This window comes from Methanobrevibacter filiformis, from assembly GCF_001639265.1.
Lineage (GTDB): Archaea > Methanobacteriota > Methanobacteria > Methanobacteriales > Methanobacteriaceae > Methanacia > Methanacia filiformis.
In genome coordinates, this window is the sequence record NZ_LWMT01000283.1 from 1 (window position 1) to 11,129 (window position 11,129).

Consider the following 11,129-nt stretch of genomic DNA (forward strand, 5'->3'; position numbering starts at 1 on the left):
CAGTGGTAAGAGAAATAAAGAATAAATTCAAAACAGTTAAAGGGTTTATAGAAGCGGTGGGTTTAATACTTCATTACAACCATCCTAAAAGTAGAAAGAAAAATGCACCCTCATAATTTACAGAGCCCCAAATTAACAGCTGTGAGAAAATAGGGGTTTTCATAGTTATAATTCATTTAATTGATTCCTCCATTTAATTGGTAAAATGGATTCAATTTTTTTTAAAAATAATCTTTTTGTTTCATCATTGCAATGAGAATATTCATAACGAAAATTTCCTAATACTGAAGTATAATATGATTCTTTAAGTTTGGGGTTATTAACAAAAAACTCATTTAATTTACATTGTTTTATGAAAAATTCATGTGCTTTAATAATGGAACCTGGATATTTTCCTCTTTCAGAGGTAATTGAATTGTTAGTATTAATTCTATAATTAACAAAGCTTTTATTTATAGTACTAATCTTTTTAGCCTTGAACATTGCGATTAAAGTAAATGTAACATCATTAGATGACTTTAAATTTAAGAATTTAATCCTATTATTAATGATAAAATCATGTTTAAATAATTTATTGTGTGCTGCAGGATTTGTTAGTTGAAAAAAGTGTTCCTCTACATCATATTTAGAAAATGGTTCTTTTTTAACTATGTTATTTGAATTAAAAATCCACCAATTATTATCAATTGATTCTTTAGTTTTATCATCATATGTGCACAGTTTAAATAAAACAATTTCAGAATCTGCGCTTTTAGCTTTTTCATATGCCGATTTTAACATATCTGCCTCAAAAAAATCATCACTATCTAAAAATGAGAGATATTCACCTTTAGCAATGAGTAATCCTTTATTTCTAGATTCTCCAGCTCCTTGATTTTTTTGATTAATAATAATTATTCTTTTATCTTTATTTGAATATTTTTCCAGTATTTTCAATGATTTGTCTGTGGATCCATCATTAACACAAATTATTTCAATATCTTTCAATGTTTGATTAATAACACTGTCTAAACATTCTTCCAAATATTTTTCAGAATTGTAAATAGGCATAATCACTGATACTTTGGGTGGTGTTTGATTTTTTAATCCTTCTATTGTTGCAGGGTAATGTTCTTTTAGGTATTGTGTTAGGTTTTGTTTTGCACTTTTATTACTCAAAAGTATACTTGAGTTATTAACTTCTTTTAAGATATCAGTGTATTCTGGCTTAGAATAACCTTCTAAAACTGGTTTAATTTTAGTGTCATTTTTAACTGCCATTGTCCAAGCAAATATGTTATTATTTGGTGATGATTTCATTGATAAACTATTTAATATATATACGTATAAGCTATTAGGAGGATATAATACTCCACATTCTTCATCAAAGTAGTTTAAAATAGATTCTTCATTTGTTTCTGTAGGTTTCCATTCAGAATATGGAGTAATATCACCATCAACATTAGAACTTATTCTTTTAGTACTGTGTGCTATGATATTTTCTCCATCGTATTCATTGTATAGTTTTTCTAGCCAATCTTTTTGATATAAGACATCATCATCTGCTGTTACTATTATATCATTTGGATATTCTTTTAAGGAGGGAATGAGTTTTTTATAAGAACCAATATCCTCACACCATTTTATTGTTAAACCGTTCTTTTTAAGATTTTTTATTTTAATTGGAATGTCTTCTTCAAGATTAGGGAATTCTTCTTTTGATAGCCATAGTATGAGTTCATCTGGTTTTGTTTTTTGTGTTAAAAGTGAATATAAGGTGTAATGATTGTTATATATTGTTTTAAGAGAAGATGTTAAAGATACAATTAGTTGTGGGCTTCTTTTCTCTTTTTTGATTCCATATTCATTGAAATTTTCTAATTTACTATCAATTTCACTTTTTTTGGTTTGGATTGAATTTAAAGAAATGGCATATTCTTTGATTTCATTTTGTAATTTTTCTATATTTTCTTTTAATTGTTTTTCAGAATTATCCATTTTCTCTTTTAATTCAATGATAGATTGATTTGATGGATTTTCAGAATAATTATTAATTTTTTCTTTTAAATTATTAATGATTTGATTTGTTTGTTTTTCTCTGTTTAGAAGACCTTCAAGTGAATTAAATTCAGCATTTTTATTTGGATATCTTCCTTCACTTTCACCATATATAAAGTAATGTTCTATTGGATCTATTTTAGATTTTTTAACATCTTTATATTTACTTAAATAGTATTCTTTATTAAATCCAATACTTTCAATTTTTTTGTTTGGATATCTTCCTTCTTTTTCTCCGTATTTAAGGTAATGTGCATATGGATCCACTTTCGCTTTTTTAACATCTGGATGTTTGTTTAAATAGTATCTTCTATTAAATTGAATATTTTCAAGTTTTTTATTAGGATATCTATTTTCCTTCTCACCATACGTAAGATAATGTTCTATTGGGTCTATTTTTGCTTTTTTAACATCTAAATACTTATTTAAATAATATTTTTTATCAAATTTAATGCTTTCAATTTTTTTGTTTGGATATCTTCCTTCTTTTTCTCCGTATTTAAGGTAATGTGCATATGGGTCAACTTTTGCTTTTTTAACATCTGGATGTTTGTTTAAATAGTATCTTCTATTAAATTGAACATTTTCAAGTTTTTGATTAGGATATCTTCCTTCTTTTTCACCATATCTGAGATAATGTTCTATTGGGTCCATTTTTGCTTTTTTAACATCTAAATATTTGTTCAAATAGTATTTTTTATCGAATCGGATGCTTTCGATTTTTTTGTTTGGATATCTTCCTTCTTTTTTCCCTTGTGTGATGTAGTGTTCTACTGGATCCTTTTTTACATCAGAATATCTTTGTAGGTAGTATTCTTCATCAAAGTTTATGTTTATTATGTTTTCCAAATCTTTTACTTTTCTTTTATATCGTGTTTCTAATTCTTGCATTTTTTTCTTCTTTTTTAAGATGGTTTCAAATGTGCTATTGGGTAATGTTTGTCTTTTTTCTTTTTTACCATGTAGTGTGTAATGTATTAGCGGGTTCATTTCTGATTTTTTAACATCTGGGTATCTTTTTAGGTAAAATTTACTGTCAAAGTATTGGTTTGGTTTTTTTCCTTCTTTATATCCATGATAAATGAAATGATCTAAAGGTGATAGTTTTGAATTTTTTATTTGAGGATATTTTTTTAAATAGAATTCTTCATCAAAAAGATTATTCTTTCTGATTTCTCCATAAACCTTTAACATTTTGTAAATCTCTTTAGGATTTAACTTTTCTTTTTTAACAACATATAAAACCATGAACATCACACTTAAACAGCTTAATAAGTAAATTACTAATATTTATATTGTGTCAAAGATTACCCTCTAAATTTTTTTATATTCCCATGCTTCATAATTAATCTGAACTTATTCAAGTTAAAGAATTTTTAATTCAATTAGAAGCTCATGATTGGAATTTAATATTGAATAAAATTAAATAGGGTTTTTTGACTAATTAGTATTAACTTTTAAGTTTTACATTTATATACTTTTTTATACTTATTTTCAACACAAGGTCATGGTCAAAAGTCTAAATCATTGAACTAAAACTGTCTTAAATTCATTTGTTTAGGAAATGAAGAAAATTTTTTTCTTGAAAAATGACTTTGACCAAGACTCACAAATAACTACATGATCACAATGATCAAAAAATATTAAAACACCTAACATTATCAATCCTTAATTGAGAATCCAATTAATAATGGAGAAATGACAAAAATAAGAGAGTACAAAAATAAATACTTAAAATTAATAAAAGCATTTCTCATATTTAAAATGCTTAAATTTTGGAATAACTTTTGTTCAAACTTTTTTCAAAAGTTTGTTTCAAATACTTAAAATAACCCCATAAATCTAAATTCCCTTAAAGTTTACAGATTAAGTCTATACAAACCTTAAAATAACATGACAATTATATATAAAAATATTGTATTGTAAACTCAACTATTTTAACGTGAAAAATTCACTTTAACTGTAGATTTAGTAATTTACAGGACTTTAAATCTGAATTATGTAATATTATAATCGTTGAATATACAATATATAAATATATAAACTAATTTTATATTAAAGAGGTAATTAAATATGAAAACCCGTAACATTCTGGTAGTAATTATAATAATAGCTGTAGCATTTGGAGGATACCTGTTATATGATTCAAATTATAATACAAGTTATACGAATTCTTATAATGGTGAGTTAATTTCATTTAATTATCCATCATCATGGTATGAAGTTCAAAATAATAGTACTGTTGTTGAAATACACAAACCTGAGTCAACTGATTATTTTAAGGTTGCAAATAGGAAAGATAACATGAGTTTAGATGATTATGTATCCATTGCAATTAATAACACGAAAAATTATGAAGCCTACAAATCAATGAGCGAACCTAAAAAAACTACTATTGATGGAGTTGAAAGCTATATAATAGACTATAAATTAGGTGCAAATCACACTGTAATATACTCAAAAAAAGGAAATCTTATTTTTAACTTAGACTTTATGTATGGAGATCCTGAAAAAGCTAAAAATATCATTGATAATGTTTTAAATAGTTTTAAATTCAAATAAAACCTTAACTAAATTAGTATTTGATAGTACTAATAATACAATTTCAATATTTATAACTACTTAGAGGTGTTTTAAAATGTTTAATAATAAAGAATTTAGTGAAGGATTTTATGAAAAAAAAGGTTTTGAACTATTCTTGAATTATCCAGATTTCATTAAAAAGTATAATGCATTATCTGATAGATATCAAATTTCATTTTTACTAGGTCTTATAAAATACTACAATTTTTCAAATGGTAGGAATGTTGAAAATGTTCTTGAAATTGGAATTTACAATGGTGTTACTTCATTGTACATGTTAAAAGAAGGCTCAAAATCTGAAAATTTTAAGTTATATGGAATTGAATTAGAAACTGATGATTTTTGGGGAAAGGCTGTTTTTGATAATGCTACTAATAATGAAATAAAAAATTATAGTTTATTTAAAGGACATACAGTTTTAGATATTCGTGATATTCTGGATAAAGATACTAAATTAGATTTAGTATTTATTGATGCTGGTCACTCACATCCACACCCATTAATTGACCTTATACATGTTATTCCCTACTTACACGATGAGTCTTTAGTAATGTTACACGATGTTGTTGATTATATGAGACCTAATGCTTGGGGTGAAAGCTTTATTTATACTAGCTGGGGGGGGGGCAAATACAGATCTAAATATCTGGATGCTAACTTAAATATTACAACTCCATCATCATTGGGAGTTATTGAGATTCCTAAAGAGAAAGAGATATTATATGAAAACCTTCTAAAAATAGCTAAATTACCTTTAAGAGCAGCCCCATGGAAATTTGATGAAATATATTTAGGAATTGATGAAAATACTATACTCAAATTAAGAAATTTTATGTTAGAAAACTATGAAGAAACTTTTGTAAATGAATTTATAAATATTTTTAACAAAAATTTGGAGGATTATAAAGAAAAATGGGTGCTTTATCATCATGAGACCCAATTTTTCAATTACTTATTTGAAAAATCTTTAAATATGGAAAAAATGTTGAATAGTCAAAAAAATGAAATTAATAACATCAAAGATATATTATATAATACGAATTCTTACAATGGTGAGTTAGTTTCATTTAATTATCCATTATCATGGTATGAAGTTCAAAATAATAGCAATATTGTTGAAATACACAAACCTGAGTCATTTGAGTATTTTAAAGTTTCAAATAGAAAAGATAATGTGAGTTTAGATGATTATGTATCTATTGCAATTAATAACACGAAAAATTACGAAGCCTACAAATCAATGAGCGAACCTAAAAAAACTACTATTGATGGAGTTGAAAGCTATATAATAGACTACAAATTAGGTGCAAATCACACACTAATATACTCAAAAAAAGGAAATCTTATTTTTAACTTAGACTTTATGTATGGAGATCCTAATAAAGCTAAAAATATCATTGATAATGTTTTAAATAGCTTTAAATTCAAATAAAAACATTATTGTAATAATTAGGTAAGTCTTGTTTTTGACTAAGTTTCTTCTAGAATGATGCAATTATTCTATTAAACTACATATTAAACATATTAATAATACAAAACACCTTTAAAAAAATAATCAAAGATTTAAATAATATTTTTAATTTATCTATAACACAAAATGTTGATTAACATGCTGATTTACATTGCTATAAAAGAAAAGGGGAATCCTAAAAAGATTTTCAAAATGATGAAAGCATATCATAAAATAAAAAAATACAATTTATTTGATAAAAGCTATTATCTTGAAAAATATCCAAATATAGCAAAATCTAATATTGATCCATTAGATCATTACATATATCAAGGATATAATGAAAAAAAGAATCCTAGTGAGTTATTTGATGGAAATTATTATTTAGATAAAAATGAAGATGTTAAAAAAACAAAACAAAATCCCTTAATACATTATGTACTACATGGAAAAAAAGAGGGTAGACAACCTTACGGAAAAGATGATTTAAACATAACAGATGATAACTTAGTCAAAAACAAAATTTTTAATGGAACCTCATTAAACATTGGATTTATAGTTACAGAATCATTAGAAAATCCAAGAGCAGGGGATGTGTTTACAGCTTTAGAGTTAGGTGGAGAATTAGAAAAATTAAATCATAATGTAACATATATTCCAAGAAATGAAGAATATGACGGTAGTGATTTAGATATAATAATAAATCTCCTACATGATTATGATATTTCAAAGATATATTTAAAAAATAGCTGTATTAAAATAGCTTGGATGAGAAATTGGTTCATTAAATGGATTAATACTCCTGAAATTGAAAATTATGATTTATATCTTGCTTCAAGTAAAACCGCTTGTGATTATTTAAATGAACATTTAGATGATGAAGTATTTTTACTACCAATAGCAACAAACATTCAAAGATTTAGTCCAAAGAAAAAAGAAAAAAAATATGAATCTGATTACTGTTTTACTGGTAATTACTGGGGATGTAAAAGAGATATAATTAAGTTTTTAAACCCAAAATCCTTACCATACACTTTTAAAATTTATGGTATTGGTTGGAATAATATTGCAAAATTTAGAAAATATATTTGGGATGATGAAGGCTTTTTAGACTATAAAGAATTACCTAAAGTTTATTCTTCTACAAAGGTCGTGATTGATGATGCAAATCATGTTACTAAGCCTTATGGTGCCATAAATAGTAGAGTTTTTGATGCTATTGCTAATGGAACTCTTGTTATTACAAATGGAGTAATTGGATCAGAAGAAACGTTCAAAGGATTACTTCCAAGTTTCAATTCGAAAGAAGAATTGGAAAGATTACTTAATTTTTATCTAAGTAATGAAAAGGAACGATTAAACAAGATAAAAGAACTTAAAAATTTTGTAATCAAAAATCATACCTACGAAATTCGAAGTTTGAACCTACTTAAAATAATTAAAGATAATTATTCAAAAGTATTTGAAAAGCAAGAAAAAAATGCTAAAATAATTAAATCTCAATATGATATAATAAAAAATTCTGGAAAATTTAATGAAAATTGGTACTTAAATCGATACTCTGAAGTCAAGAAGATGGAACTAGACCCTATTCTTCATTACTTAAAACATGGATTTAAGAAAGGATATAACCCTAGTCCTGGGTTCAATACAAAATATTATATGAAATTATATCCAGATATTAAAAGATCTGAATTAAATCCTTTTATCCATTATATTACTCATGGTTACAAAGAATATAGATTACCTAAAATATTAACATTAAAAGAACAGAATCGCACGATTAATAGATTAATAAACGAAAATAAGAAACAAATAAGACTTAAAAACTTTAGCAAAGATAGTCCATTAGTTTCTATTATAATTTTAAATAGAAACGGAGCAGATCACTTAAAAAGACTCTTTAGTAATTTTAAAGAAAATATATGCTACCCTAATTATGAAGTAATTGTAGTAGATAACAATTCAACTGATGAATCTATTGAAGTTTTAAATAACTTAGATATTCCTATAACCATAATTAAAAACAAGAAAAATGAATCATTTTCTACTGGAAATAACAAGGCAGTGAATTATTGCAAAGGTGAATTTCTCCTTTTCTTAAATAATGATATTGAAACAACTTATGGTTGGTTAAATATAATGATGCAAACTTCAGTGAAAAATAAGCATCGGGGTGCAGTAGGTGCCAAACTAATTTATCCATATATAAAAAATAAAAAGTTTCGAAGTAGGTCATTTAAAATACAGCATGCTGGGGTTTTTTTCCGAGAATTAAAAAATGGCTTTATGGAACCCTATCATTATAAAAGATTCATAGATCCATTTAATGAAAAAATTAACAAAGATTATATCATATCTACTGTTACGGGAGCAGTATTATTAGTTAAAAAATCACTTTTTAAAGAAGTGGATGGGTTTGATGAGAATTTTGATTATGGTTATGAAGATGTTGATTTTTGTATTAAATTAATCAAAAAAGGATATTGTAATGTTTATTCTCATGGATCTCTTTTATTCCATCATGAAAATGAAACAGACACAATGATGAATAGTTATTTGGAAAGATCATATAGAATGATGCATAACCGTGCTATTCTATCTTCTAAGCATGATGAATGGCTACTTAAAAAAGTAATGGATAATAAATTGAATAAAGAAAATGTTTTTACAGAATCACGATTAAATATAATATTCCTAATAAAATCTGAAAAAGATAAGTTTAAATTGGAAAAGTTAGTTGATTATTTGAATAAATATGGGTGGAAAACTGAAATACGAGACATTAATACAGTTGATGCATATGATATCAATATTTGGGCAGATGTTTTGATTTCGACTGTTTCTAATTACTATCCAAATGAACTATTAAACTCCAGGAAAAACTTGATAAAATTAGCCCTTATAATCGATAATAAAGACAATTGGGAAAACAGTCATGGGCTCCATCAGTATGATTCAATTTTAACAGATAAAAAAAGTATTAATGAAAATATTATTTCATTAGAACCTGAAAAATTCATGAGTTTTTTAAAAAATGAAATTTTAGATATATATAGATGAAAAATTTAGTATACCAAACTATGAATCTCGTAAATTATCTTTAAAAGGAAAAAATAACTACTTATTTTTGATAAATAATGGAAATTATGAGATTAAACAGTGATAATATGATGGGCATAATTTGTGTTTATAATAATGAAAAAATTTTAAATGAATATTTGATTAGAGGGCTTAATAATCAAAAAGATAATAATTTTAATTTATTCTTAGTTGATAATAGAAATAATAAATTTAAATCAGCAGCAGCAGCTTTTAATTATGCTGCATCCAAAGTAGATGCAGAATATCTGGTTTTTACTCATCAAGACATTTATTTACCTGAAGGTTGGGTTGTAGAAACAGAAAAGATTATTAAATCATTGAAAAATCCAGGAGTCATTGGTGTTGCTGGAAAATCACTTTTTGATTATAATATACTTACAAATATTGAACATGATACTCCCCCTAGGAAACCTAATCCTTCTATACCCATATCCAATCCTGTAGAAGTTGAAACTGTTGATGAATGCCTTTTTATCATTCCCAAATCAGTTTTTGATGAAAATAAGTTTGATACAACTTGTTGTGATGGATGGCATTTGTATGGGGCAGATTATTGTCTTGATATGAAAAATAAGGGATATAATGTGTATGTTATACCTACATATTTGTATCATGTATCTAACGGTGATTTTAGATTTTATTATGAATCACTTGACAAATTTTTAAAAAAACATAAGGCTAATTTGATAATTCCTACTACTTGTGGCAATTGGATTACATACCATTCTAATTTAAATAATGAAAGTCCTGCATTAAAAAATAAAATAATTGATCAGAGCATAAATAAAGATATTCCATTTAAACAAGAAAATATATCTTATGAACACTATTTTTGTAAAATTTGTGAAATTGAAATTATTAAAAATAAATTAGAAAAATCCGAAAATCTAAAATCTAAAATGGATATTAGGTATAACCAAAAAGATAAAGAATATAAAGAATTAAAAAATAAATATAATCAATTAAATAAAAAATATAAAGGAATTATTAATTCTAATAGTTGGAAAATAACAAGTATTCTTAGGAAATTTAAAAAATCTTTTAATTAACTTCTATTTAATACATATATGTAATATTAGTATATTCCAAAAACTTTGTAACATATGTATTACATTAAATGCTCAAAAATATCCCACAAAAAACCTTTAAATTCAGTTTAAAGTATTTTTAACCATATTTTTCATGAAAATTAAAATGATTATAAGTCACATTTTTTTGAGCATGCACTATGTGACACTTACTCATTTCTGTAATTCTTCTATCTTCAATTGGAGTAAATATTATCTTGTTATCCATAATATAAGGTTCTTGTTCATTTTTAGCATTACTTATTAATTCAGATGGATTGGTATTAATTAATTTATATATGTCACTTAAAACTATTTACATTTTCTCTATTTTTAGATATATTTTTTCTCATAAATAATTGTTGTACTCTTTTATCTTCATTTACTTCTTTTATCATGATTAATATATGTAATTTGAATAAATATAATAAAAGCATGAATTATTATTGGTACTGAAAAAGTTATTATTTTATTGTTTATTGTTTGCACTTTTGGGTGATAAAAGTGCAAAACAAAACTATGATGAAGGAGTGTAAAAAGTGAAAAATGATTATAAAAACACTGCATGTATCAATACACATCTTGAAACATTAGGAAAACTGAAAAATTCAAATGTTACATCATCTAAAATATCAATAGTCTTTATATCTGATGATAACTATGCAGTCCCTACAGGTATTGCAATCACATCATTACAGATTAATAGAAATATTAATATTGAATATGAAATTTTTGAGGATTCGCATTTAATGTTTCTTTATTTGTTCTATTTTATTGATTTTTTCTTTATTTTTTGTGTTTTTATGTGAGTTTTTTTTAATATTTTGTTGGTTTTGTTGAATTGTTTTTAGTTGTTCTTATTGTTTTTGGTTTGTTTAATTTTATGT

Annotated in this window: 7 protein-coding genes; 5 read left to right on the forward strand and 2 right to left on the reverse strand. The window is 24.9% G+C overall.

The window, feature by feature from the left end:
- Window positions 1-165 precede the first annotated feature (165 nt).
- Window positions 166-3,285, reverse strand: a complete 3,120-nt coding sequence (locus MBFIL_RS09390) for a glycosyltransferase family 2 protein (RefSeq protein WP_066973876.1) — start codon at window positions 3,283-3,285, stop codon at window positions 166-168.
- Window positions 3,286-4,110: 825 nt separating this feature from the next.
- Here MBFIL_RS09390 and MBFIL_RS09395 point away from each other — a divergent pair.
- The 4 genes from MBFIL_RS09395 (at window position 4,111) to MBFIL_RS09410 (ending at window position 10,224) form a co-directional block, all read left to right on the forward strand.
- On the forward strand, window positions 4,111-4,599 hold the full coding sequence (locus MBFIL_RS09395) for a PsbP-related protein (RefSeq protein ID WP_066973878.1): 489 nt from the start codon (window positions 4,111-4,113) through the stop codon (window positions 4,597-4,599).
- Window positions 4,600-4,675: 76 nt separating this feature from the next.
- Entirely contained in the window at window positions 4,676-6,052 is a 1,377-nt protein-coding gene (locus tag MBFIL_RS09400) for a class I SAM-dependent methyltransferase (protein ID WP_066973880.1), read from the forward strand.
- Window positions 6,053-6,229: 177 nt separating this feature from the next.
- The gene (locus MBFIL_RS09405) at window positions 6,230-9,133 is read left to right on the forward strand and encodes a glycosyltransferase (protein ID WP_066973883.1); all 2,904 of its coding nucleotides are present in this window, start codon (window positions 6,230-6,232) and stop codon (window positions 9,131-9,133) included.
- A gap of 77 nt (window positions 9,134-9,210) precedes the next feature.
- A complete protein-coding gene (locus tag MBFIL_RS09410) occupies window positions 9,211-10,224 on the forward strand; it encodes a glycosyltransferase (protein ID WP_084266381.1) in 1,014 nt (337 codons plus the stop codon).
- Window positions 10,225-10,342: 118 nt separating this feature from the next.
- Here MBFIL_RS09410 and MBFIL_RS11155 read toward each other — a convergent pair whose 3' ends face one another.
- Window positions 10,343-10,471, reverse strand: coding sequence for a hypothetical protein (locus MBFIL_RS11155; protein ID WP_281192584.1), 129 nt, complete (start codon window positions 10,469-10,471; stop codon window positions 10,343-10,345).
- A 310-nt stretch (window positions 10,472-10,781) separates the two neighbouring features.
- Here MBFIL_RS11155 and MBFIL_RS09415 point away from each other — a divergent pair, with 310 nt between their 5' ends.
- Entirely contained in the window at window positions 10,782-11,051 is a 270-nt protein-coding gene (locus MBFIL_RS09415) for a hypothetical protein (RefSeq protein ID WP_066973887.1), read from the forward strand.
- Window positions 11,052-11,129: the final 78 nt, after the last annotated feature.